The following is a 22,694-nucleotide window of genomic DNA, read 5'->3' as shown; positions in this document are numbered from 1 at the left end:
GCACCGCATCGCACGACTGTGACGCACCACTTCGTACGACATCTGTTGACCGACATAGGAGATTCATCATGACTTCGGCCGTAACCATTCCCAGGCACGGGGGCACTGGAGGGCGTACGGCCGTTGCCGCCCGGGCGCGGCAGGTCGTCAAGGCGTACGGGTCCGGCGAGACCCGTGTCGTCGCCCTGGACCATGTGGACGTGGACATCGCGCGGGGACAGTTCACCGCGATCATGGGCCCCTCGGGGTCCGGCAAGTCCACCCTCATGCACTGCCTCGCCGGTCTGGACACCGTCACCAGTGGTCAGATCTACCTGGACGAGACCGAGATCACCGGCCTGAAGGACAAGAAGCTGACGCAGCTTCGCCGGGACCGGATCGGCTTCATCTTCCAGGCGTTCAACCTGCTGCCGACGCTGAACGCGATCGAGAACATCACGCTGCCCATGGACATCGCGGGCCGCAAGCCCGACCGCGACTGGCTGAACCGGGTCGTGGAGACCGTCGGCCTGGCCGGCCGGCTCAAGCACCGGCCCACCCAGCTCTCCGGCGGCCAGCAGCAGCGTGTCGCCGTGGCGCGGGCGCTGGCGGCGCGGCCGGAGATCATCTTCGGTGACGAGCCGACCGGAAACCTCGACTCCCGCGCGGGGGCGGAGGTTCTGGGCTTCCTGCGCCGCTCGGTCGACGAACTCGGCCAGACCATCGTGATGGTCACCCACGACCCGGTCGCCGCCTCCTACGCGGACCGTGTGCTGTACCTCGCCGACGGACAGATCGTCGACGAGATGCTCAAGCCGACCGCCGAGGCCGTGCTGGACCGCATGAAGGACTTCGACGCCCGGGGGCGCACGTCATGACCGTGCTCAAGACTTCGATGCGCAACTTCTTCGCGCACAAGGGACGCATGGCCCTGTCAGCTGTGGCCGTGCTGCTGTCGGTGGCGTTCGTGTGCGGGACCCTGGTGTTCACGGACACCATGAACACCACCTTCGACAAGCTCTTCGAGGCCACCTCCTCCGATGTGACGGTCAGCTCGAAGAAGGCCTCCGACACCGGTGAGACCACCGACGACACCGGCAAGCCGCCGGTGATACCGGCCTCGGTGCTGGAGGAGGTGCGCGGCGCGCAGGGCGTGCAGTCGGCCGAGGGCGCCGTCTTCTCCACCTCGGTCACCGTCATCGACGGCGACAAGGACAGCCTCTCGCCCTCCAGCGGCGCCCCGACCATCGTGGGCAGCTGGAACAGCAACGAGGCCCGCACCATGAAGATCACCTCCGGTACGGCGCCCAAGGGCCCGGACCAGGTGATGGTGGACGCGGACACCGCCGACAAGCACGACCTGAAGCTCGGCGACAGGATCGGTGTGATCAGCGCGGTCGGCACGCACAACGCGCGGGTCTCCGGCATCGCCGACTTCCAGGTCACCAACCCCGGCGCGGCCATCTTCTACCTGGACACCAGGACCGCCCAGCAGGCGCTCGTCGGTGAGCCGGACGTCTACACCAACGTCAACGTCACGGCCGCGGCCGGCGTCAGCGACGAGCAGCTGAAGAAGAACGTGCTCGCCGCGACCGACGGCGCCTACAAGGTGCAGACGGCCAAGGAGTCCGCCGACGCCGGCCAGAAGGACGTCGAGGGCTTCATGAACGTCATGAAGTACGCGATGCTCGGCTTCGCCGGGATCGCCTTCCTCGTCGGCATCTTCCTGATCATCAACACCTTCTCCATGCTGGTCGCCCAGCGCACCCGCGAGATCGGCCTGATGCGGGCCATCGGCTCCAGCCGCAAGCAGGTCAACCGGTCGGTGCTGGTCGAGGCGCTGCTGCTGGGTGTCGTCGGTTCCGTCCTCGGTGTCGGCGCGGGCGTGGGCCTCGCGATCGGCCTGATGGAGCTGATGGGCTCCATGGGCATGGAGCTGTCCACCTCCGACCTGACCATCGCCTGGACCACCCCGGTCGTCGGCCTGGTGCTCGGCGTGGTCGTCACCGTCCTCGCCGCCTATCTGCCGGCCCGCCGCGCGGGCAAGGTCTCCCCGATGGCCGCCCTGCGCGACGCGGGCGCCCCGGCGGACGCCAAGGCGGGCGTGGTGCGCGCCGTGCTCGGCACGCTCCTCACCGCGGGCGGCGGCTTCGGTCTCTACCTGGCCGCGTCGGCCGACAAGGCCAAGGAGGGCTCGCTCTGGCTGGGCCTGGGCGTGGTGCTCTCCCTGATCGGCTTCGTCGTCATCGGCCCGCTGCTGGCGAGCGGTGTGGTGCGCGTCCTGGGCGCCGTGGTTCTGCGGATCTTCGGTCCCGTCGGCCGCATGGCGGAGCGCAACGCGCTGCGCAACCCGCGCCGTACCGGTGCCACCGGCGCCGCGCTGATGATCGGCCTCGCGCTGGTCGCCTGCCTCTCGGTCGTCGGCTCCTCGATGGTCGCCTCGGCCACCGACCAGCTCGACAAGACCGTCGGCACGGACTTCATCATCCAGTCCGACAGCGGTCAGCTGGTCACCCCGCAGGCCGTCGAGGCGATCAAGAAGACGCCGGGTCTGGAGCACGTCACCGAGTACAAGATCGCCGAGGCGGACTACACCACCCCCGACGGCAAGACGCTCAAGGACACCGACGTCACCGCGGCGGACCCGTCCTACGCGCGGGACCTGCGCACCGAGGTCGTCGCCGGCAACCTCGACGACGCCTACAAGCCGGACTCGATGTCCGTGCCCGAGGACTTCGCCAAGGACCACGGCATCAGCCTCGGCTCGAAGATCGAGCTGGCCTTCAAGGACGGCGAGACCGCCGAACTGACGGTCCGCGCGATCACCAGCAGCGAGGTCGTCATCGACGCGGGTTCCAAGTACATGTCGATCGACACGCTCGCCAAGTACGTGCCGGCCGACAGGATGCCGCTCGACCAGCTGGTCTTCGCCGCGGCGAAGGACGGGCAGCAGGACGCCGCGTACACGGCCCTGAAGTCGGCGCTGGACGACTACCCGCAGTACACCGTGCGCGACCAGACCGACTACAAGGACGCGCTGAAGGACCAGATCGGCCAGCTGCTGAACATGATCTACGGCCTGCTCGCCCTCGCGATCATCGTGGCGATCCTGGGTGTGGTGAACACCCTCGCCCTGTCGGTGGTCGAGCGGACCCGGGAGATCGGCCTGATGCGGGCCATCGGCCTCTCGCGGCGCCAGCTGCGGCGGATGATCCGCCTGGAGTCGGTGGTGATCGCCCTCTTCGGCGCCCTGCTCGGTCTCGGCCTGGGCATGGGCTGGGGCGCCACCGCCCAGCAGCTCCTCGCCCTGGAGGGCCTGAAGGTCCTGGAGATCCCCTGGGGCACCATCGGCGGCGTCTTCATCGGCTCGGCCTTCGTGGGCCTGTTCGCCGCACTGATCCCGGCGTTCCGGGCGGGGCGGATGAACGTCCTGAACGCGATCGCGACGGAGTAGGACGGACACAGGAGCCACCGCATACGGGGGTTGCGGGGGAACGGGGGACACGGGGGAAACGGGGACCGGTGCCGGGAAGCCTTGGGGGGCTTCCCGGCACCGGGCATATCCGGCCCACGCCGTCGGGCATATCCCGCTCGCACCCGTCGGGCATGTCCGGTTCGCACCCGTCGGTGGCCCGGCAGCGTTGTCCCCAAGCCCACGGTTGTCCACAGCCCCGGCGGCTGTCGGTGGGGCGTCGTACGCTGGAAGGCACCCCCGGCCCGCAGCGCGTGTCGGGCGGTTCGTGTTGCCCACCCCCCGGACGAAAGCCGCCCCGAATGAGCCTGCACGGTCTGCTCGACGCCGTCGTCAAGGACCCCGCCCTCGCGGAAGCGATCAGCGCGGCCACCGACGGCAACCGCATGCACGTCGACCTCGTCGGCCCCCCGGCGGCCCGCCCCTTCGCGGTCGCCGCCCTGGCCCGCGAGGCCGGCCGCCCGGTGCTCGCGGTGACGGCGACCGGCCGGGAGGCCGAGGACCTCGCGGCGGCCCTGCGCAGCCTGCTGCCCCCCGAGGGCGTCGTGGAGTACCCCTCCTGGGAGACCCTCCCGCACGAGCGGCTCAGCCCCCGCAGCGACACCGTCGGCCGCCGCCTCGCCGTCCTGCGGCGCCTGGCCCACCCGCGCCCCGACGACCCCGAGACCGGCCCGGTCTCCGTCGTCGTCGCACCCGTGCGCTCCGTCCTCCAGCCGCAGGTCAAGGGCCTCGGCGACCTGGAGCCGGTGGCCCTGCGCACCGGGCAGACCGCCGACCTGAACGACGTGGTCGAAGCCCTCGCCGCCGCCGCGTACGCGCGCGTGGAGCTGGTCGAGAAGCGCGGTGAGTTCGCCGTACGCGGAGGCATCCTCGACGTCTTCCCGCCCACCGAGGAACACCCCCTGCGCATCGAGTTCTGGGGCGACGACGTCGAGGAGATCCGCTACTTCAAGGTCGCCGACCAGCGCTCCCTGGAGGTCGCCGAGCACGGCCTGTGGGCGCCGCCCTGCCGCGAGCTGCTGCTCACCGACGACGTACGCGCACGCGCGCGTGCCCTCGCCGAGGACCACCCGGAGCTGGGCGAGCTGCTCGGCAAGATCGCCGAGGGGATCGCCGTGGAGGGCATGGAGTCCCTCGCCCCGGTCCTGGTCGACGACATGGAGCTGCTGATCGACGTCCTGCCCAAGGGCGCCATGGCCCTGGTCTGCGACCCGGAGCGGGTACGCACGCGTGCCGCCGATCTCGTCGCCACCAGCCAGGAGTTCCTCCAGGCCTCCTGGGCGGCCACCGCGGGCGGCGGCGAGGCCCCCATCGATGTCGGCGCCGCCTCCCTGTGGTCCATCGCGGACGTCCGCGACCGGGCGCGCGAGCTGGACATGATGTGGTGGTCGGTGTCGCCGTTCGCCGCTGACGGCGCCCTGGAGGAGGCCGACACTCTCAAGCTCGGCATGCACGCCCCCGAGACCTACCGCGGCGACACCGCCAAGGCGCTCGCCGACACCAAGGGCTGGCTCGCCGACGGCTGGCGCGCGGTCTACGTCACCGAGGGCCACGGCCCCGCCGCCCGCACCGTCGAGGTGCTCGGCGGCGAGGGCATCGCCGCCCGCCTGGACGCCGACCTCGCCGAACTCAGCCCGTCCGTTGTGCACGTGGCGTGCGGCTCCATCGACTACGGCTTCGTCGACCCGGCGCTCAGGCTCGCCGTCCTCACCGAGACCGACCTGTCCGGGCAGAAGGCGGCCGGCAAGGACGGCGCCCGCATGCCCGCGCGGCGCCGCAAGACCATCGACCCGCTCACCCTGGAGGCGGGCGACTACATCGTCCACGAGCAGCACGGCGTCGGCCGCTACATCGAGATGGTCCAGCGCACCGTGCAGGGCGCCACGCGCGAGTACCTCGTCGTGGAGTACGCCCCCGCCAAGCGCGGCCAGCCCGGTGACCGGCTCTACATCCCCACCGACCAGCTGGAGCAGATCACCAAGTACGTCGGCGGCGAGGCCCCCACCCTGCACCGCCTGGGCGGCGCGGACTGGACGAAGACCAAGGCCCGCGCGAAGAAGGCCGTCAAGGAGATCGCGGCCGACCTGATCAAGCTGTACAGCGCGCGCATGGCGGCCCCCGGCCACACCTTCAGCCCCGACACCCCCTGGCAGCGCGAGCTGGAGGACGCCTTCCCCTACGCGGAGACCCCGGACCAGCTCACCACCATCGCCGAGGTCAAGGAGGACATGGAGAAGTCGGTCCCCATGGACCGGCTGATCTGCGGCGACGTCGGCTACGGCAAGACCGAGATCGCGGTGCGCGCCGCCTTCAAGGCCGTGCAGGACGGCAAGCAGGTGGCGGTCCTGGTGCCGACCACGCTGCTGGTGCAGCAGCACTTCGGGACGTTCTCCGAGCGGTACTCGCAGTTCCCGGTCAACGTCCGCGCGCTCAGCCGCTTCCAGACGGACACCGAGGCCAAGGCGGTCCTGGAGGGGCTGAAGGACGGCTCGGTGGACGTCGTCATCGGCACGCACCGGCTGTTCTCCTCCGAGACCAAGTTCAAGGACCTCGGCCTGGTCATCGTCGACGAGGAGCAGCGCTTCGGCGTCGAGCACAAGGAGCAGTTGAAGAAGCTGCGCGCCAATGTCGACGTGCTGACGATGTCCGCGACGCCGATTCCGCGGACGCTGGAGATGGCGGTCACCGGCATCCGCGAGATGTCCACGATCACCACGCCCCCGGAGGAGCGCCACCCGGTTCTCACCTTCGTCGGCCCCTACGAGGAGAAGCAGATCGGCGCGGCCATCCGCCGCGAACTCCTGCGCGAGGGCCAGGTCTTCTACATCCACAACCGTGTGGAGTCCATCGACCGCGCGGCCGCGAAACTCCGCGAGATCGTCCCCGAGGCACGGATCGCGACCGCCCACGGCCAGATGTCGGAGTCCGCGCTGGAACAGGTCGTCGTCGACTTCTGGGAGAAGAAGTTCGACGTCCTGGTCTCCACGACGATCGTCGAGTCCGGCATCGACATCTCCAACGCCAACACCCTGATCGTGGAGCGCGGCGACAACTTCGGCCTCTCCCAGCTGCACCAGCTGCGCGGCCGGGTCGGGCGCGGCCGGGAGCGCGGCTACGCCTACTTCCTTTACCCGCCGGAGAAGCCGCTCACCGAGACCGCGCACGAACGTCTGGCGACCATCGCGCAGCACACCGAGATGGGCGCGGGCATGTACGTGGCGATGAAGGACCTGGAGATCCGCGGCGCGGGCAACCTCTTGGGCGGCGAGCAGTCCGGCCACATCGCGGGCGTCGGCTTCGACCTGTACGTCCGCATGGTCGGCGAGGCCGTGGCGGACTACCGCGCCTCCCTGGAGGGCGGTGTGGAGGAGGAGCCGCCGCTGGAGGTCAAGATCGAGCTGCCGGTCGACGCGCACGTCCCGCACGACTACGCCCCCGGCGAGCGGCTGCGCCTCCAGGCGTACCGCTCCATCGCCTCCGCCAGCACCGAGGAGGACATCAAGGCCGTACGCGAGGAACTCGTCGACCGCTACGGCAAGTTGCCCGAGCCGGTCGAGAACCTCCTGCTGGTGGCGGGCCTGCGCATGCTGGCGCGCGCGTGCGGCGTCGGCGAGGTCGTCCTGCAGGGCAACAACATCCGCTTCGCGCCGGTGGAGTTGCGCGAGTCGCAGGAGCTGCGGCTCAAGCGCCTGTACCCGGGCTCGGTGGTCAAGCCTGCGGTGCACCAGGTGCTGGTCCCGCGGCCGAAGACCGCGAAGGTGGGCGGCAAGCCGCTGGTCGGACGGGAACTGCTGGGCTGGGTCGGGGAGTTCCTGGCGTCGATTCTGGGGTCGTAGGCACCCGTCTTTTGGGGGCTGTTCAGGCGTCGCGCCGGAACAGCATCGCGGCCAGGGTCCGGAAGACGTCCTCCGGGTCCTGGTTGCCGATGGGGTCGTCCAGGTTGCGGCCGAGCAGCAGCGTGGCGAAGCCGTGGGCCAGGGACCAGGCGGCGACCCCGGCGAGCCGGGGGTCGATGCCGAGTTCGTCGGGGCGTACGGAGGCCACCGCGCCGCGCAGGGCGTCCCCGGCGAGGGCGCGGGCGGTGGTGAGTTCGAGGTCGTCGGCGCGCAGCAGCTCGGGCGTGAACATCACCTGGAAGTGCGCGGGGTGCTCGCGCGCGAAGCGCACGTAGTGGACGCCCGCGTCCTTCAGGTCCTCCGCCTCGGCGAGTTCGGCGGCGAGCAGTCCGAATCCCTCGGCCGCGATCGCCGTCAGCAGGCCGGTGCGGTCCTTGAAGTGGTGCGCGGGCGCCGCGTGCGAGACCCCGGCGCGGCGGGCCAGATCGCGCAGGCTCAGCCGGGAGGGCCCGTCGGCGGCGATGACGTCGAGCGCGGCGGTGAGGACGGCGCGCCGCAGGTCACCGTGGTGGTAGGGGCGTTCGGCGGGCTTCTTGGCCGGTGCTGGGGTCATGTCCAGCAGAGTACGCGGAATCTAGTCGTTGACAAGTTGGGAGTCGCTCGGGCAATCTAGTCGGTGTCAAGTTGAGTGGGTGGCGGACCGGCCTCCCGCGAACTGGTCAATGGGCTGCCGGCCGGGGTGCCGGCCGGGCCGCCGGATACAAGGGGGAATGAGCATGTCGACGTACGAGGAAGTGGGCGGCGGAGTCGAACCGGCCCGCGTCCGTCAGCTCTGGCACCTGCTGGAGCCGCTGCACGCGGTGGTGTACTACGCGCCCGAGGTCTTCGAGGAGGCCGCCGCACTCGGGTACGACACCGGCGAGCGTTGGCCGAGCTACTTCCCCTTCCGGGCCGCCCCGTTGGGCCGGGTCGGCAGTGAGCGGGTGGCCTCCGCCTTCTACAGCTTCAGTCCCCGCACGGTCGCCGAGCACATGGACACGGCGTGGAAGACCGCCGGCCCGGACGACGTGCTGGCGGCGCGGCTGCGCGGCATGGACCGGACCTACCGCGCGCTGTTCGGCGACCGCGTCGACAGCCCGGAGCTGGCGGAGGCCGCGGCCCTGGCCCGGCGCGTGGCCGAGGCGGCGAACACGGCCGGGCGCCCGCTCGCCGCGGCCAATGCCGAACTGGACTGGCCCGAACCGCCCCACCTCCAGCTCTGGCAGGCCGTGACAATCCTGCGCGAGCACCGGGGCGACGGCCACCTCGCCGCCCTGCTCGTGGCCGGCCTGGACCCGGTCGAATCGCTCGTCTCCTTCGCCGCGATAGGCGCCGCGTCCGTCGAGCGTTTCGAGAGCCGGGGCTGGACCCCGCAGGAGTGGGCGGCGGCCGTTGAACGCCTGGTGGCGCGCGGCCTGTTGGGCGCCGACGGCGCCGCGACCGACGCGGGCCGCGCCCTGCGCCACGAGGTCGAGGAGCACACCGACCGCCTCGCCGCCGGTTCCTGGCGCGCACTGGGGGTCAAGGACATCGACCGACTCGCCGAACTGCTGGGCGAGTTCTGGGTCGCGGCGATCTCCTCGGGCCTGCTGCCCTCCGAGTCGACCCTGGGGATAGGCAAGGTCTGAACCCGGCGGCGGAGCCCCGCTCACCGGTGCCGGACAGCGCGAAGCCGTCCGCGGGGTGGTGGGGCTCCGCGGACGGCCTCTGTTTCACGATGGCTCAGGACGCCCTGCAGCCGTCGCCCCGTCGATGGAGGCGACTGCCGGGAGGGCCTCGGGACCTCCGTGGGTCAACGGGTTATGGCTGCTCGGGCCGGTCGCGGTCCATGCCGAGCGCGCCCTCACCCCTGCGCTGCGCGTCGTCGACCTGGCTCTCGTACTTGTTGCCCGTCTTCTCGTTGACCTTCTTTTCCGCGGTGTCGGACATGTCCTTCGCCTTGTCCTGCATCCCGCGGTTGCTCTTGAACTTGTCGAAGATGCCCATCCAGAGCTCCTTCCGGAGGCGACTCACAACCGACGATACGCCGCTGATGCATGGAATGCGCATTTTCTGCCCATATGGTCTGGACCTCTCGGCGGCTACCGTGAGAGCAGCAAACCGGCACGCAGGGGAGGGGCGCATCGTGATGCGTCTGAGGGGCGGGGCGGCGGTCTGTGCCGCGGTACTCGGGATGGCGGTCGTACTCACGGGCTGCGACGACCTGGGCGATCTGCCCCTGGACGACGCCTCCTCCGGCTCCGCCCAAGGCGGTCCCGGATCCGGACGCGCCGTCAGCCCCCTGGACAACCCCGACGGCACCCTGCCGGGCCTCGCCGCCATCACCTCCGACAGCGAGCGCGCCGAGGCGCGGGCCCTGATCGAGAAGGTGGAGACCAAGGGGCGCGGCCCCCGCACCGGCTATGAACGGGACAAGTTCGGCTACGCCTGGATGGACTCCGCGCCCGGCGGCATCCCGTTCGCCCGCAACGGCTGCGACACCCGCATTATCTCTATGCTTCGCCGGGTGGGTGGGGCGTTTTCGCAGCTCATGCGGGGAGTGGCGAGCTGTGCTTGCTGAGAGGGACGTGAGTCACAGGACTGTTGGGGGCATGGGCTCTTTCGGTGCGGTGGCTGTCGTGGCAGCTGCCGTGCTCCTCGTCTCGGGATGCGAGGGTCTCGCCGAAGACAACCCCTCGACGGGGTCCGGGTCGACGACGTCGGACCGACGAGCGGTCAGTCCGCTCAACAACCCGGACGGTACGAAGCCAGGGCTCGCGCCCGTGACGGCGGACGCGGACAAGGCTGCTGCCCGCAAGCTCATCGAGGAGCTGTCCACGAAGGGGCGAGGGCCGAAGACGGGCTACGACCGCGACGAGTTCGGCTACGCGTGGATGGACACGGCGGACGGTGTGCCGCTGGCGCGGAACGGTTGTGACACGCGGAACGACTTGCTGAAACTCCATGGGCGCAACGTCGCGTTCCGCGCTGGTTCCGACTGTGTGGTCGTGTCCATGGACCTGTACGACCCGTACACCGGCAAGGACATCGCCTGGAAGAAGTCGAAGGCCACCGAGGTGCAGATCGACCACGTGGTGCCGCTGTCGTACGCCTGGCAGATGGGTGCCGCCCGCTGGAGCGAGGAGAAGCGGCGGATGCTGGCCAACGACGTGCTGAATCTTCTGCCGGTCTCGGGCCACACGAACTCCGCCAAGCGCGACTCCGGCCCGGCGTCGTGGTTGCCGCCGAACAAGTCGATCCGCTGCTCGTACGGGGTGCGGTTCGCGCAGGTGGCGCAGAAGTACGAACTGGCCGTTACGTCGGCGGACAAGGCCATGATGCTTCAGCAGTGCGGTGCTTGAGCTTTCACTTCGACGAGGATGGCGTCAGGACCGGGATGAGCCGGTGCCGGCGCGGGAGCGGTTGGCGCGGATCTCGTCGTGGTGGTCGGCGGCCCAGCCGATCAGCTGCATGACGATCTCGTGCAGGCCGCAGCCGAGCGGGGCGAGGGCGTATTCCACGCGCGGCGGCACTTCGGCGTAGGCGGTGCGTGTGATCAGGCCGTCCTCGGTGAGCTGGCGCAGCGTGTGGGTCAGCATGCGCTGGGAGATGCCGGGGATCTGGCGCTGCAGGTCGGTGTAGCGCAGTGGGCCGTCCTCCAGGACCGCGATGATCAGCATGCTCCACTTGTCGCCGACCCGGTCCAGGACCTGTCGGATGAAGGCCATGTGGTCGGCGGGGATGCTCGCGCACGGCCCGATCGCAGCCGCCATCTCCGTACCGGCGCTGTCCTGCATGGCACCCATTCCTCTCCGTCGCGCACACCGATGTGCCTTTTGTAACGCCTTCCATACTGGCGCATCATGGCGTTACGAACAAATGAGAGGAATTGGAGGTCAGGCCATGAAGGTAGAGATCTGGGCCGAGGTCACCTGCCCTTGGTGCGGGCTCGGCAGCCACCGCGTGGACCGGGCCGTGGAGCGGTTCGAGCACAGCGACGAGGTCGAGGTGGTACACCACTCGTTCCCGCTGGGTGGCAGCTTCCCGACCGACCGCACGGTCAGCGTCCGCGAGGCCCTGCTGAGCAAGCACGGCATCGGTGGCGCGCAGGCCGAGGCGGCGACCCGGCAGATCGAGACGCTGGCAGCCTCCGAGGGCCTGAGTCCCTACCGGGTGCTGGACAACGTCGTCGGCAACACCGAGCTGGCCCACGAGCTCCTGGCCCACGCCTCCGCGCAGGGCAAGAACCGCGAAGCCTGGGACACGATCTTCCGCGCCTACTTCGGCAAGGCCGAGCCCGTCTTCACCCTGGACGACCTGCTCCGGCTCTCCGACGAGCTGGGCCTGGAACGTGACCTGACGCGCCAGGTGCTCACCGAGCGCCGCTACCGCACCCAGGTCCAGGACGACGCCCGCCGCGCGCAGCAACTGGGCGCCACCGGCGCTCCGTTCACCGTCGTCGACGGCCGCTACGGCGTTCCCGGCGCGCAGGACAGCGACTCCCTGCTCGACCTGTTGCGTACCGCCTGGAACGAATCCCAGCCGATCACCCTCGCCCCCGCGGGCGACGCCCCGGGTTGCGGCCCCGACGGCTGTGCCGTCCCGGCCCGCCACTGACGCGGCCCCTCATTCCCCACCCCCCTCGCTTTGAAAGGCGCAATCGCCATGTCGTACCTGCTGCATATTGACTCCTCCTCGCTCGGCGAGGCCTCCGTCTCCCGCCAGGTCGCCCAGTCCTTCCGTGACCAGTGGCAGGGCCCGGTCGTCCACCGCGACCTCGCCGCCTCACCGGTGCCCCACCTGAGCGCTGCGGGCATCACGGCCCGCAGCACCGACCCGGCCCAGCACACCCTGGAGCAGGCCAAGGCGGCAGCGATCCAGGACGAGCTGATCGAGGAGTTCCTCGGCGCCGGCGCGTATCTGTTCACCGTGCCGATGTACAACCTCTCGATGCCGTCGGTGTTCAAGGCGTGGCTGGACCAGATCATCGTCACGGACCGCACCCTGAGCCACACCGGAACCTCCCCGGCCGCGGGTCGTCCGGCCGTGCTGATCTCCGCGAGGGGCGGCGGCTACGGACCCGGCACCCCCAAGGAAGGACTCGACTACGTAGTGCCCACTCTGGAAGCCGTCCTGGGCCGCGATGACCTCCTCGGCCTGGACGTCACCACCGTGATACCCGAGCTGACCATGGCCCCCCGGGCTCCGGCCCTCGCGCCGCTCCTGCCCCTGCACGAGGCCTCCATGACCGCCGCCCACGACCAGGCCCGCAGCCTCGCCACGGCCCTCGGCACACCGCGTGCCGCCTGACGCATCTCTCCAGGTGATCCCCATGACCAACCTGCTCGTTCTCGGCGGCAGCGGCCGCACCGGAATCCACGTGCTCAAGGAGGCCGCTGCCCGCGGTCACCAGGTCCGTGCCCTGGTGCGCAACCCCGACAAGGTTCAGGCCCCGGCCGGCGTCGAACTGATCAAGGGCACGCCCGCGAACATGGACGACCTCCGCAAGGCAGTCCAGGGCACCGAGGCCGTGATCAGCGTGCTCAACAACGCGCGCGCCTCCGACAACCCCTGGGCCAAGCCCGTCAGCCCGCCCGCCTTCATGACGAACGCCGCCCGCTCCACCCTGGCCGTGATGGGCGAGCAGGGCATCCGCCGGATCATCCTCGCCTCCACACAGGGCGCCGGGGACGACTGGGCCCACCTCAACCCGTTGATGCGGGCGTTCATCAAGGGGTCCAACCTCAAGGCCGGTTTCGCCGACCACGACGGAGTCGACCGGACCGTCCGTGCCTCGGGCACCGACTGGACACTGGCCCGCGCCGTCGCCCTCAGCGACAAGACGGCAGGTGGCCCGGTGCGGGCAGCCGAACGCGGTACCGACAAGCCGGGCATGAGGATCAACCGCGCCGACTTCGCGGGCTTCCTTCTGGAGGCCGTCGAGAAGGATGCCTGGATTCGCCAGGCACCTCTGGTGTGGAACGCGCGCGGCTGACCCGGACCTGCATCTCCTTACGGAGACGGAACGGCTCGCATCGCGCGGCGGAGACCGGCCCGTGCGGCGGTGAGATCGTCTTCCGCCCCACGCAGTTGTCCCTCCAAGGCGGTGATCCGATCCTTGGCCTCCGACAGTTGTTGGTCCAGGGTGGTGTTCCGCTGCTCCAACTGCTGTACCCGCTCGATCAGTTCGTTTCGGTTCACCTCGTCCAGCTCGGTGCCGAGAGACAGCCGGACCCGGTTCCGGAGGCGGTCGCGTTCCTTCTTGAGGTCCTTGATCTCTTCGCGGGCCAGAGCGAGATCCGTGCGCAGGCCGGCAGGGGACACCTGTTGGGCCTCCGGAGCAGGGGAGTTCCGACGTCCGTGCTCTCGCTGCGTGGTGATGCCGTCCTGAACGGCTCGGTGCACCTGGGACTGGTTGTAGACGAACCACGTGGACACGCCGGCCTCCCGCGCCACCTGAGCGACGGTGACACGGCGTCCCGTACGCAGAAGGCCCTCCACTGCCTCAAGTGCACGCCTGGTCTTGGCCTCGCTGTCCTTGGCGCGGCTGGCGCGGAGGCGCTCGACCCGTGCGTGCCGGTCATTGGCGCCGGAAGTGGCAGGACGTTTCATTCGGAGCTCCGTGTCGTCAGCGACTGCAGGGGGACGAAGGCCGCTGCCGAACGTGCCTTGCGCAGTTCGCGTGAGGCGGATTCGACGGCGGCCCGCTCCTCGGCGGGCAGCGCGTCGAGTTTCCGCCGCATCTCATCGGCCGACTTCGAGTAGGCGCGGATCTGGTCGTCGAGATTGCGCACGACCCAGTCGGCGGCCTCCATTGCCAGGGCGGCTTCCTTGTCGGCCCGCAGGTCCGCGATCTGCTGTTCCAGGGCGGGGAGGTAGGAGGGATCGGGTCGGTAGAAGTCGCATCCGGCGCACTGGAAGCGGATGCGGCAGTGCCCGCCACCGGCCTTGACGTTGCTCGGCTCGGTGCAGCCGCCATAGGGAACCCCGACGCTTTCCACCTCGTAGGCGAGGGGATCGCCGAATCCGCGGGCGGCTCCGTGCCGGTCGACGGCGAGTGCCGCGACCGTGCGCACGGCCTCCTGCTTTCGGCTGAGGGAGACCTTGTAGTAGCCCATGGTCACGTCCAGTGAACGGTGATCCATGAGTTCCCGCAGGACGTCGGGGCGGGTGCCCGCGTCCGCATGGCGCTGGGCGTACGCGTGGCGGAAGCCGTACGGGACGACCTGGGTGCGGTCGTAGGCGAGCGGGGCGCCGTCCTCGTCGAGACGGTCGTCCACAAGGTCAGGGATCAGTTCGTCGACCCAGTTCCGGAAGATCCGGTTGCAGAAATGCGAGGTGTTCAGATGCCCGCGGCGTGGACGATTGCGCTGTCCTGGAGAGGGAAAAAGCCACTGGGCGCAAGCCGGTACGGCCGGTAGCGCATCGAGCTCCTTCTGCCAGGCTTCGATCAGTTGGGCGGTGCTCTCCGAGATGGGCAGACGACGGCCGTGTCGTCGCCGCTTGTGGTTGTCGTAGATCAGCGTCGGTTTGCCGTCGACCCGCTCCAGGCAGTCGCGGCGCAGGCTGGTGACTTCGCCTGGACGCCGGCCGGTGTCCCGGAGGACCGCGTAGACCACCTGATACATCCGCGCGAAGTCGGCGGCCGTCCAGCCGCCGCTCGTGTACCCCGTCGAGGTGCCCAGCAGACCCAGGTGTGCGTCGAGTTGGGCGATGATGTGCTCGGGGATCGCACGGCCGAGATCGTCCTCGGTCACCTCCACGGCGGCGATGCTGTGGAAGCGGGGGTTGAGCGCGAAGCCACCGGGCACGTGATCCATCATCCCGGCCTGACGGGCGTAGTCCAGGAACGTGCGCCAGTGACGGAGCAGGGCTCTGCGATGGCTGGTGGAGTAGTCGTGACCGTCCTCGGGACGCTTGGTGATTCGGAACATGTCCACTACGGCGTTCATGTCAGCCATGGCGAGGAGCCCCGGCTCATCCCCGTGGGGGCGGCCTGCCAGAGCGGAGGACGCGATGGTCGCCGCGTAGACGGTCTGCCGCAGGTCCATGACGTTGGGGCGTGCCGTGCGGCCGTACTCCTTGACCAGTTCCCGCAGCCAACGTTGCCGTACCGGACGGAAGTCGATGTCGCCGTGGACAGCGGCATACTTGCGACCGCGCCCTGCCGTCAGCCCGATGAGGGCGCACTCCCATACGTCGCCCGAGGTCGGATCGGTGCCCTCGAACTCGACGCGTGCGCGTCGGACGTGCAGGAGAACACCGTTCAGGACGCCGGAGGCCGCAGCCGGAAGCCCGGAGGAGAAGGAGGCGTCCAGGTCAAGGAGCGAGCCGAGTCCGGAGGGGAGGCCGGCCACAATGCGGCGCACTCGCTGGGGGACCAGGCTGATCCCGGCGTCGTCGCGCTGCTGGAGCCCGTAGAGGAGCTCCTGGCGGACCGCCGGGCTCACATCGGCGAGAGAGAACTGGGAGACGCCGGGCATCGCCCCGTTCACGGAGGTGTTGGGCCTGCGGCGGGACGGATCCGGGGTGTGCGTGGTGTCGAAGTCCGTAGGGTTCCCCAGGAGGTATCGGGCTTTCCGGCAGGCGTCGCACCGGGAACCGTTGCTCGCCACATGGGTGGTGCAGGAGGCCACGGAGCAGACGAACACACTGGTCATCGGGTTACCGGGATCGGCAGTGAACAGTGCCTGAACGGGGTCCCACTCATCTGCCCGCCAGCTCGACGGAATGCGCGCCGCGAGCCATGACGGCCACTCCGGTTCAGCGGAGACGGAGGCGACGACAGCCGAGCGGAGAGGTGCAACGTTCATCGCAGCAGCTCCGAGGCGAGGCTGTCGACGGCCGCGACGGCTGCGCGGAGATCCTCGTCCTGGGCGTGCAGGTACACGCCTGTGCTAGCCGAGGAGGCGTGGCCCAGGAGCGTCTGTACGACGTCCGGAGCAACCCCGTTACGGATCCAGCGGGTGGCGGCAGTGTGCCGCATCATGTGCGGCCGGGCGGTCAGACCGCAGCGCCTCCCGATCCGTTCGACCACTTGCTTGGCGTTGGAATACGACAGGGGGCGTCCCGCGTGGACGCCGACGAGGTTGACGAAGACATAGTCACAGTCGGCGGCGCCGGCCGCCTGTTCACGCTCGGCGAGGTGATCGCGATACCGGTGCACCACCTCTGGTGTCAGCGGAACCATGCGAGGGCGCCCGGCTTTGGCCCGTGCCCCGTTGACGTTGTCCTGTCGTGGCCTGACGTGCAGGTGCGCGCCACCGGTCCGGCAGCCGAGGTGGGTGGAGTCGGGGAGCAGATGCATGTCCTCGCGCCGCAGTCCGAGGGCTTCGCCGATGCGGAGGCCTGCCTCCAGGAGGACGGTCAGCAGCAGCCGGTCACGGGCGGTGCGAGCGGCGTCGAGAAGCTGATCCGTCTGGGCGCGGGTGAGCGTCTGTGGCGCCCGCTCGATCTCCGGCGCCTTCAGGACGCGGGCTTTGACCATCAAGTGCTGGCCGCCCTCGCCGGGATCGAAGCCGGCCGGGGCGTGGGCGAGGAAGCGGGGCTCGCTGAGACGCGCGGCGACTTCGTGGTCCACGTGTCCCTGGACGGCGCAGAAGCGGAGGAACTCGCAGACCGCGGTGAGCGTGGCGTTGACCGTCTTGCCGGTCGGAGGCCGCCCGTACCGGGTCGGTGTCCGCTCGACGTGGAACTTGAACAGGCTCATGTCCCCGAGGCGGACGGTCTTCCAGTTGATGCCCCGCTCTGCGCACCAATTGAGGAAGCGGCCGATTCTGGGGATGTACGCGCGCTGTGTCTGCGGTGACCGCCCGGCTCCGCGCAGGTACAGGGAGAACTCACGGGCTTCGGGGTGGGGCGCGTACGTCTCCTCGTCGACCAGGAGCCAGGTGCTCTCGCCGGTGGTGGGCGAGACGGCCTTCTCTGTGCATAACGTCATGGATCTGCTTCCTGTCTCCGTTGTCACTCATGTGCCTCATGGCATGACTGATAACGGTTAGGGACAGGAGTGGGTTACGGCTGTGCCTCATGTGCATCGCGATCGGGAGAGGGATAGAGATAACCCGCAACGACGTCCTGCGCCGCGACGGCGAGGACCTGCGCTTCCGGTCCGGCTCGGACTGTGTGGTGACGGCGATGCGACTGTACGACCCGTACACCGGCCGGACCATCGACTGGGCCAAGTCCCGGGCCACAGAGGTCCAGATCGACCACGTCATGCCGCTCTCCTACGACTGGCAGATGGGCGCCTCCCGCTGGCCCGAGGGCAGGCGCCAGGCCATCGCCAACGACCCGCTGAACCTGATGCCAGTCGACGGCCCGACCAACGGCTCCAAGGGCGACTCGGGACCCGCCTCCTGGCTCCCCCCGAACAAGTCGGTCCGCTGCTCCTACGCGGTGCGCTTCGCCCAGGTCTCCCTGAAGTACGACCTGCCCGTGACCGCGCCCGACAAGGAGATGATGCTGCGCCAGTGCGGAGGCTGACGCCGACCACGAGGGCCGGCGTCAGCGGGTGTGGTGCCGTGCGGTGTCCGCTCAGCCCAGCTCGTCCAGGTCGAGGATCTCGCCGGAGGGCTTGTCCGACGGGACGGGCTTGTCGTAGTCGCTGAAGGTGAGCGAGCCCTTGTCCGAGGGGGTGTCGCTGACCAGCTTCAGCACGTACGGCTCGCCCTCGGTGGCGACGTAGAGGGTGTAGTTCTCCTTGCCGCCCTTCTCGTGCAGGGTGATGGCGGGCGTGCCGTCGACGTCGGTGGTCTTGCCGCGGGTGGCGTCGGACCGGGTGTCCTCGGCGTCGCCGAGGACCGTGCTGATGTCGCAGAAGTCGGTGAACTCCTCGGCGTCCGGGCCCTTCGCGGACATCTTGGTCCACTTCCCGGCCAGCATGTCCACCACCGCGTCCGTCTCGTCCTTCGGCTCGCCCTCGCTCTGGGCGCGCAGGAAGTCCTCGTCGTACTTCATGTAGATGGTGTCGCCGCTCTTGATGAGGTCGGCGCGGCCCTCGCCGCCGATGCTCAGGTTGCCGGCGCAGTTGCCCTTGCGGTCGAGGGCCATGTCGAGGGCGATCGTGCCGCCGGACTCCTCGTCCGGGATGTCGCCCGTCATGCGGAACGAGTCGGCCTCGTAGGTGGCGTCGACGGCCCGTTCGGCGATCTCTCCGCCGGTCAGCCCGGCGAAAGGTTCCTTCGATGTGCCGGACTGCTCGGACTGCCCGGTGTCTGCCTTGCTCTTTCCATCCGCCTTGTCGTCCCCCTGGCAGCCGGTGACGGCCATGGTGGCGACGGCGGTGAGACAGAGGGCGGCTAGTGCGGTGCGACGCATGGGTGTTCCTCGGTGAAGACAAGCGCGTGGCGCGCTGGGGGTGGTGGGTTGACGCGGTGGGCCGCCCTCGGGGCGGGCGGCGCGGCGACGGCGGCCGGGCCGGGGAGACGGCCGGCCGGGCCGACCGGGCTGATCAGGGGCCGGTGAGGCCTATCGGTCCGGTCGAGCGGCGCGGGTGGGTCAGGACTTCTTCCAGTCCTGGCAGCCTGACGTCTTGAAGTAGGCGTCCGAGGCGGCGATGGTGACGACGGCCGTACCGCTCACGTTGTTGTTCGCGATGATCGAGTCGATGGAGTGGTCGGCGTCCTTGGCGCGCTCCCAGTAGCAGGCGTCGTCGGTGTTGCCACTGGACTTGTAGGTGCCGGGGGCGATGTCGACGCCGACCTTGAGCATTCCGGCGTCGCCGGACATCTTCGTGGCCGGGGAGCCCTTGGCCTTCTCGTCCACGGCCTCCCAGTCGTTGCAGTCGCTGGAGCTGAAGAGCTTGTCGGTGCCCTTGACGGTGACGTAGCTCGTGCCCGTCACGTTGTCGTTGGCCAGCAGCGAGTCCATCTCCCCGGAAGCGTCCTTGGCGCGCTCCCAGTAGCACATGCCGTCGGTGTTGCCGGTGGTGCGGTAGGTGCCGGGCTTGATGTCGGAGCCGACCTCGAAGTCCCCGTCGCCCCCGAAGGCGACCTTCTTCTCCTCGGCCTTGTCCCCCGTGTCCGACTTCTTCTTCCCGGACGTGCCGTTGTCGGCGGACGCCGAGGAGCCCTTGTCGGAGGAGTTGCTGGAGCCGTCGTCCCCGGAGTTCGCCGAGACGGCGCCGATGACGACGATGCCCACGACGGCGCCCAGCGCGATCTTGCTCTTCATGCCCATGACTGTGTCCCCTCCCAGAGCGGCGACCGCCCCCTCCGGCTGGTCGCTCGTTCGACGGGTCAATAAGAACATCACATGTGAACCGAGTCAACACGGTTCACATGATTGGTTGTGTACACGGCCGTGAATGCAGGGATCTTGGATGCGTCGGTATGCTTCGACGCCACAGCCACGCGCAGGGTCAGGCCGGGGCGGAGAGGGGAACCGGGCGTGCAGGACAACGCGACAGAGGTGACCGCGGCCGGAATCGCGCGGCTCGCGGGTGTGGGGCGGGCCGCCGTGAGCAACTGGCGGCGTCGGCACGCCGACTTCCCCAAGCCTGTGGGCGGCACCGAGACCAGCCCCTCCTTCGCGCTCGCCGAGGTCGAGGCCTGGCTGCGCAACCAGGGGAAACTCGCCGAAGTCCCGCTGCGGGAACGGGTCTGGCAGCAACTGGCCGGACACCCCGCGGGCCCGGTCACCGCGCTCACCCACGCCGGGTGCGTCCTGCTGCTCATCCATGACCGGCCCACGCGCTGGCTGGAAGTGAGCGCGGGTTCCGACGAGCGGCTCGCGGCGATGCTTCCGGAGGTGCTGGAGCAGGTGCTCGTAGCGCGGTTCGGGGACGCGGCGGGGAGAGCGGCGTCGCGACGGGCGGCGGGTGTGAACTCACGGTCCGCTGTGAACTCCGCTGTGAACTCCGCGCATGCTGTGAACAGCTCGGAGGCTGTGAACTCGCGTGGCCGTGCGCAGGGACCTGGCGATGTGAACGAGTCGGGCCCTGTGAACGCCGGCGCGAAGGGCCGTGCTGTGAACACCGCACCGGCCGATTCGGGTGTGAACCCTCCATCCGCCGCTGCCGGTGTGAACACTCCGGCCGCCGCAGCGGGTGTGAACACCGCACCCGACGCACACATGCCGAGCGCCCACGGCCCCGCCCCCCACGCCCCCGCTCCCCACGCCCCCGCCCCCCACGCCCCCGCCGTTCACACCCCCACCGGCCCCGAGATCCTCCCCTCCGCCCCCCTCCTCCGCGGCGCCGCCGAGCTGGCCGCCGAGCTGGGCGGTGCCCGCCAGGCGTTCGAGTTCCTGCTCGGCCGGCACCTCGACGCCAACCCGCGCCAGTACACGCTCACCCCCGCCGACCTCGCCGGTCTCATGGCCGACCTCGCGGGACCGGCCCGTACCGCCCTCGACCCGGCCTGCGGCACCGGCGCCCTCCTGCGCGCCGTCGACGCCCGCCCCGACCAGGAGCTGTACGCCCAGGACAGTGCCCCCGAGCTCGCCGCCGTCACCGCGCTCCGGCTCGCCCTGCGCTCCCGCGCCAACGTGCGCGCCGCCGTCGGCGACACCCTGCGTGCCGACGCCCACCCCGACCTGCGCGCCGACACCGTCCTGTGCCACCCGCCGTTCAACGAGCGCAACTGGGGCCACGACGAACTCGCCTACGACCCGCGCTGGGAGTACGGCTTCCCGGCGCGCACCGAGTCCGAGCTGGCGTGGGTGCAGCACGCGCTCGCCCGGCTGAAGGACGGCGGCACCGCGGTGCTCCTCATGCCGCCCGCCGCCGCCTCCCGCCGCTCCGGCCGCCGGATCCGCGCCGACCTGCTGCGCCGGGGCGCGCTGCGGGCCGTCGTCGCACTGCCGGTGGGCGCGGCGCCGCCGTACAACATTCCGCTCCACCTGTGGGTGCTGCGCCGGCCCGACAAGATGCCCGCGCAGCCGGAGGTGCTGCTCGCGGACGCCGGACAGTTCGCGACGGAGGGGCGCGGCGGGCCGGACTGGCGGGCCGTGCGGGACGCCGTGCTCGACGCCTGGCGGGTCTTCGACCGCACCGGAACGCTCGACGAGCGGCCGGGCCTCGCCCGCGCGTTGCCCGTCATCGACCTGCTCGACGACGACGTCGACCTGGCCCCGGCCCGTCACCTGCCGCCACCCGCGGCGGCCGACGGCGCGGAGGCGCTCGCGGGCGTGCGGGAGCGCCTGGGGGAGACCCTGGGGCTCGCGGAGCGGCTCACGCCCCCACCGGCCGCGCACACGCCCCCCGTGCGCTGGCCGCTCACCACCATCGGTGAACTCGCGCGCGGGGGCGCCCTGGTGATGCGCACCGGCGGAAACGGCGGCCACGCACGCGTGCCCGTGCTCACCGACCACGACGTCCTCGCCGGGACGGCGCCCTCGGGGACGCTGCCCGAGAGCGACGAGGAACCGGTGTTGACCGAGCCGGGCGATGTCGTCGTGCCGGTGCTCGGCGGCGGTTCGGTGGCGCGTGTGATCGACGACACGACGGGGGGCGCCGCCCTGGGGCGCAATCTCGTGCTCCTGCGCCCCGATCCCACGGCGCTCGACCCGTGGTTCCTCGCCGGGTTCCTGCGCGGCACCGCCAACAACCGCCAGGCCAGCAGTTACGCCTCCACGGCCACGCGCCTGGACGTGCGCCGGCTCCAACTGCCCCGGCTCCCGCTCGACGAACAACGGCGCTACGGCGCGCGCTTCCGCGCACTCGACGAGTTCGAGCGGGCGCTCAGGCGCGCGAGCCGGCTCGGGGAGCAGCTCCTGCGCGGGATGTACGACGGTCTGACCGACGGGACGGTCGCTCCGGACTGAGGGGCGCGAGACGGGGGCGCGGGCCGGGGGACCGGCCGGGGGAAGTGATCAGTACAACAACGGTTCGGTACAACCCGGGACCGGTTACCGCTGTCGGCCTATACGCTCGAACTCTGTTGTTCGTCCCCATCGCTCACCGGTCCAGGAGCAGTCATGTACGGCCACGGCGCGGCGCCGCCCACCCGCAGCGCGGCAACGGTCATTTCCCTGCGCGTGCTGTTCGCCGCCCTCGGCTTCCTGTCGTGCGGGATCCTGGCGTGCGTGCCGCTGTTCCGGATCGCCTTCCTGCGCGGGCGGGCGGGGGACTGGGTGCTCGCCTGGGCGAGCCTGCCCGTGTCCATCGCGTGCTTCGCGGTGGTCGGCTCGGTGCCGGAGTCCGACCCACGCTCCGATGTCGCGGTGGCGATCGTCCTGCTGCTCGGAGCGTTCAGCTCCGTGTACTTCCTGGTGATGGACATCCGCTTCCACAGCGCGCAGCAGCGCCAGTACGGCGGCTACGCGCCGCACGCCACCACGGTGCACGCCCCGAACACCCCCGCGGGCTACGGCTTCCGCAGCAGGGCTCGCCGTACACGACCGCGCCCACGCAGCCGCCCCTGGCCCACCAGCCGCCCCGGCGATGC

Annotated in this window: 18 protein-coding genes and 2 pseudogenes; 12 read left to right on the top strand and 8 right to left on the bottom strand. The window is 70.3% G+C overall.

Going from position 1 to position 22,694, the window contains the following annotated elements; translation table 11 throughout:
• The first annotated feature begins 68 nt into the window (after nt 1-68).
• The 3 genes from GA0115233_RS33625 to mfd all read left to right on the top strand — a co-directional run bounded on the left by GA0115233_RS33625 (nt 69) and on the right by mfd (nt 7,287).
• Nucleotides 69-857 (top strand): ABC transporter ATP-binding protein, encoded by a 789-nt coding sequence (locus GA0115233_RS33625; protein ID WP_093724123.1) that lies wholly within the window; start codon nt 69-71, stop codon nt 855-857.
• On the top strand, nt 854-3,433 hold the full coding sequence (locus GA0115233_RS33620) for an ABC transporter permease (RefSeq protein ID WP_093724122.1): 2,580 nt from the start codon (nt 854-856) through the stop codon (nt 3,431-3,433). Before GA0115233_RS33625 ends, GA0115233_RS33620 begins: the two co-directional genes overlap by 4 nt.
• Before the next feature lie 320 nt (nt 3,434-3,753).
• Nucleotides 3,754-7,287: a transcription-repair coupling factor gene (gene mfd, locus GA0115233_RS33615; protein WP_093724121.1), complete on the top strand. Its 3,534-nt coding sequence runs from the start codon at nt 3,754-3,756 to the stop codon at nt 7,285-7,287.
• Between the two features lie 22 nt (nt 7,288-7,309).
• Here mfd and GA0115233_RS33610 read toward each other — a convergent pair whose 3' ends face one another.
• Nucleotides 7,310-7,900: a TetR/AcrR family transcriptional regulator gene (locus GA0115233_RS33610; protein ID WP_093724120.1), complete on the bottom strand. Its 591-nt coding sequence runs from the start codon at nt 7,898-7,900 to the stop codon at nt 7,310-7,312.
• 163 nt (nt 7,901-8,063) lie between these two features.
• On the opposite strand from GA0115233_RS33610, the gene GA0115233_RS33605 reads away from it, so the two are divergent.
• Nucleotides 8,064-8,954: an SCO6745 family protein gene (locus GA0115233_RS33605; protein WP_093724129.1), complete on the top strand. Its 891-nt coding sequence runs from the start codon at nt 8,064-8,066 to the stop codon at nt 8,952-8,954.
• Nucleotides 8,955-9,126: 172 nt separating this feature from the next.
• Here GA0115233_RS33605 and GA0115233_RS33600 read toward each other — a convergent pair whose 3' ends face one another.
• Nucleotides 9,127-9,312, bottom strand: coding sequence for an Rv0909 family putative TA system antitoxin (locus GA0115233_RS33600; protein WP_093724119.1), 186 nt, complete (start codon nt 9,310-9,312; stop codon nt 9,127-9,129).
• A 142-nt stretch (nt 9,313-9,454) separates the two neighbouring features.
• Here GA0115233_RS33600 and GA0115233_RS33595 point away from each other — a divergent pair.
• Nucleotides 9,455-9,838 (top strand): annotated as a pseudogene (locus GA0115233_RS33595) (HNH endonuclease); the annotation flags it as partial.
• Between the two features lie 79 nt (nt 9,839-9,917).
• Nucleotides 9,918-10,667: an HNH endonuclease family protein gene (locus tag GA0115233_RS33590; RefSeq protein WP_093724118.1), complete on the top strand. Its 750-nt coding sequence runs from the start codon at nt 9,918-9,920 to the stop codon at nt 10,665-10,667.
• Nucleotides 10,668-10,691: 24 nt separating this feature from the next.
• Here the strand turns inward: GA0115233_RS33590 and GA0115233_RS33585 are convergent, their stop codons facing one another.
• Nucleotides 10,692-11,111, bottom strand: a complete 420-nt coding sequence (locus GA0115233_RS33585) for a winged helix-turn-helix transcriptional regulator (protein ID WP_218063593.1) — start codon at nt 11,109-11,111, stop codon at nt 10,692-10,694.
• A 97-nt stretch (nt 11,112-11,208) separates the two neighbouring features.
• Between GA0115233_RS33585 and GA0115233_RS33580 the strand changes: the two genes are divergently transcribed.
• The 3 genes from GA0115233_RS33580 to GA0115233_RS33570 are packed head-to-tail and all read left to right on the top strand — an operon-like array spanning nt 11,209 to nt 13,300.
• Complete coding sequence (locus tag GA0115233_RS33580) at nt 11,209-11,922, top strand: DsbA family oxidoreductase (protein WP_093724117.1); 714 nt, start codon at nt 11,209-11,211, stop codon at nt 11,920-11,922.
• Between the two features lie 48 nt (nt 11,923-11,970).
• Nucleotides 11,971-12,615 (top strand): FMN-dependent NADH-azoreductase, encoded by a 645-nt coding sequence (locus tag GA0115233_RS33575; protein WP_093724116.1) that lies wholly within the window; start codon nt 11,971-11,973, stop codon nt 12,613-12,615.
• Nucleotides 12,616-12,637: 22 nt separating this feature from the next.
• The gene (locus tag GA0115233_RS33570; RefSeq protein ID WP_093724115.1) at nt 12,638-13,300 is read left to right on the top strand and encodes an NAD(P)-dependent oxidoreductase; all 663 of its coding nucleotides are present in this window, start codon (nt 12,638-12,640) and stop codon (nt 13,298-13,300) included.
• 17 nt (nt 13,301-13,317) lie between these two features.
• Here GA0115233_RS33570 and GA0115233_RS33565 read toward each other — a convergent pair whose 3' ends face one another.
• The 3 genes from GA0115233_RS33565 to GA0115233_RS33555 all read right to left on the bottom strand — a co-directional run bounded on the left by GA0115233_RS33565 (nt 13,318) and on the right by GA0115233_RS33555 (nt 17,245).
• The gene (locus GA0115233_RS33565; protein WP_141689608.1) at nt 13,318-13,917 is read right to left on the bottom strand and encodes a DUF6262 family protein; all 600 of its coding nucleotides are present in this window, start codon (nt 13,915-13,917) and stop codon (nt 13,318-13,320) included.
• Nucleotides 13,914-15,965 carry a tyrosine-type recombinase/integrase gene (locus GA0115233_RS33560; RefSeq protein ID WP_107406479.1) on the bottom strand — a complete coding sequence of 684 codons (2,052 nt, stop codon included), beginning with the start codon at nt 15,963-15,965 and terminating at the stop codon, nt 13,914-13,916. Before GA0115233_RS33560 ends, GA0115233_RS33565 begins: the two co-directional genes overlap by 4 nt.
• A 149-nt stretch (nt 15,966-16,114) precedes the next feature.
• A complete protein-coding gene (locus GA0115233_RS33555) occupies nt 16,115-17,245 on the bottom strand; it encodes a tyrosine-type recombinase/integrase (RefSeq protein ID WP_093724112.1) in 1,131 nt (376 codons plus the stop codon).
• Nucleotides 17,246-17,367: 122 nt separating this feature from the next.
• Between GA0115233_RS33555 and GA0115233_RS33550 the strand changes: the two are divergent.
• Nucleotides 17,368-17,790: pseudogene (locus tag GA0115233_RS33550) on the top strand (HNH endonuclease family protein); the annotation flags it as partial.
• 51 nt (nt 17,791-17,841) lie between these two features.
• On the opposite strand, the gene GA0115233_RS33545 reads toward GA0115233_RS33550, so the two are convergent.
• The gene (locus tag GA0115233_RS33545) at nt 17,842-18,624 is read right to left on the bottom strand and encodes a hypothetical protein (protein ID WP_093724111.1); all 783 of its coding nucleotides are present in this window, start codon (nt 18,622-18,624) and stop codon (nt 17,842-17,844) included.
• Between the two features lie 180 nt (nt 18,625-18,804).
• Nucleotides 18,805-19,485 carry a hypothetical protein gene (locus tag GA0115233_RS33540; RefSeq protein WP_093724110.1) on the bottom strand — a complete coding sequence of 227 codons (681 nt, stop codon included), beginning with the start codon at nt 19,483-19,485 and terminating at the stop codon, nt 18,805-18,807.
• A gap of 210 nt (nt 19,486-19,695) precedes the next feature.
• On the opposite strand from GA0115233_RS33540, the gene GA0115233_RS33535 reads away from it, so the two are divergent.
• Together GA0115233_RS33535 and GA0115233_RS33530 are read left to right on the top strand one after the other, a co-directional pair.
• Nucleotides 19,696-22,071 (top strand): N-6 DNA methylase, encoded by a 2,376-nt coding sequence (locus tag GA0115233_RS33535; protein WP_093724109.1) that lies wholly within the window; start codon nt 19,696-19,698, stop codon nt 22,069-22,071.
• Nucleotides 22,072-22,224: 153 nt separating this feature from the next.
• Nucleotides 22,225-22,694 (top strand): hypothetical protein (locus tag GA0115233_RS33530; RefSeq protein WP_255310442.1); only part of this gene is annotated, 470 nt, incomplete at its 3' end.

Origin of the sequence: Streptomyces sp. DI166 (assembly GCF_900091315.1) — a bacterium.
GTDB lineage: Bacteria > Actinomycetota > Actinomycetes > Streptomycetales > Streptomycetaceae > Streptomyces > Streptomyces fuscus.
The sequence above is the reverse complement of the archived record's forward strand: the minus strand, read 5'-3'. Positions and strand labels throughout refer to the sequence as shown.

Bases quoted from the DNA above. Each gene is read 5' to 3' on its own strand.
- GA0115233_RS33625 (WP_093724123.1), top strand. From the start codon at position 69: ATGACTTCGGCCGTAACCATTCCCAGGCACGGGGGCACTGGAGGGCGT.
- GA0115233_RS33620 (WP_093724122.1), top strand. From the start codon at position 854: ATGACCGTGCTCAAGACTTCGATGCGCAACTTCTTCGCGCACAAGGGA.
- mfd (WP_093724121.1), top strand. From the start codon at position 3,754: ATGAGCCTGCACGGTCTGCTCGACGCCGTCGTCAAGGACCCCGCCCTC.
- GA0115233_RS33610 (WP_093724120.1), bottom strand. From the start codon at position 7,900: ATGACCCCAGCACCGGCCAAGAAGCCCGCCGAACGCCCCTACCACCAC.
- GA0115233_RS33605 (WP_093724129.1), top strand. From the start codon at position 8,064: ATGTCGACGTACGAGGAAGTGGGCGGCGGAGTCGAACCGGCCCGCGTC.
- GA0115233_RS33600 (WP_093724119.1), bottom strand. From the start codon at position 9,312: ATGGGCATCTTCGACAAGTTCAAGAGCAACCGCGGGATGCAGGACAAG.
- GA0115233_RS33590 (WP_093724118.1), top strand. From the start codon at position 9,918: ATGGGCTCTTTCGGTGCGGTGGCTGTCGTGGCAGCTGCCGTGCTCCTC.
- GA0115233_RS33585 (WP_218063593.1), bottom strand. From the start codon at position 11,111: ATGGGTGCCATGCAGGACAGCGCCGGTACGGAGATGGCGGCTGCGATC.
- GA0115233_RS33580 (WP_093724117.1), top strand. From the start codon at position 11,209: ATGAAGGTAGAGATCTGGGCCGAGGTCACCTGCCCTTGGTGCGGGCTC.
- GA0115233_RS33575 (WP_093724116.1), top strand. From the start codon at position 11,971: ATGTCGTACCTGCTGCATATTGACTCCTCCTCGCTCGGCGAGGCCTCC.
- GA0115233_RS33570 (WP_093724115.1), top strand. From the start codon at position 12,638: ATGACCAACCTGCTCGTTCTCGGCGGCAGCGGCCGCACCGGAATCCAC.
- GA0115233_RS33565 (WP_141689608.1), bottom strand. From the start codon at position 13,917: ATGAAACGTCCTGCCACTTCCGGCGCCAATGACCGGCACGCACGGGTC.
- GA0115233_RS33560 (WP_107406479.1), bottom strand. From the start codon at position 15,965: ATGACCAGTGTGTTCGTCTGCTCCGTGGCCTCCTGCACCACCCATGTG.
- GA0115233_RS33555 (WP_093724112.1), bottom strand. From the start codon at position 17,245: ATGACGTTATGCACAGAGAAGGCCGTCTCGCCCACCACCGGCGAGAGC.
- GA0115233_RS33545 (WP_093724111.1), bottom strand. From the start codon at position 18,624: ATGCGTCGCACCGCACTAGCCGCCCTCTGTCTCACCGCCGTCGCCACC.
- GA0115233_RS33540 (WP_093724110.1), bottom strand. From the start codon at position 19,485: ATGGGCATGAAGAGCAAGATCGCGCTGGGCGCCGTCGTGGGCATCGTC.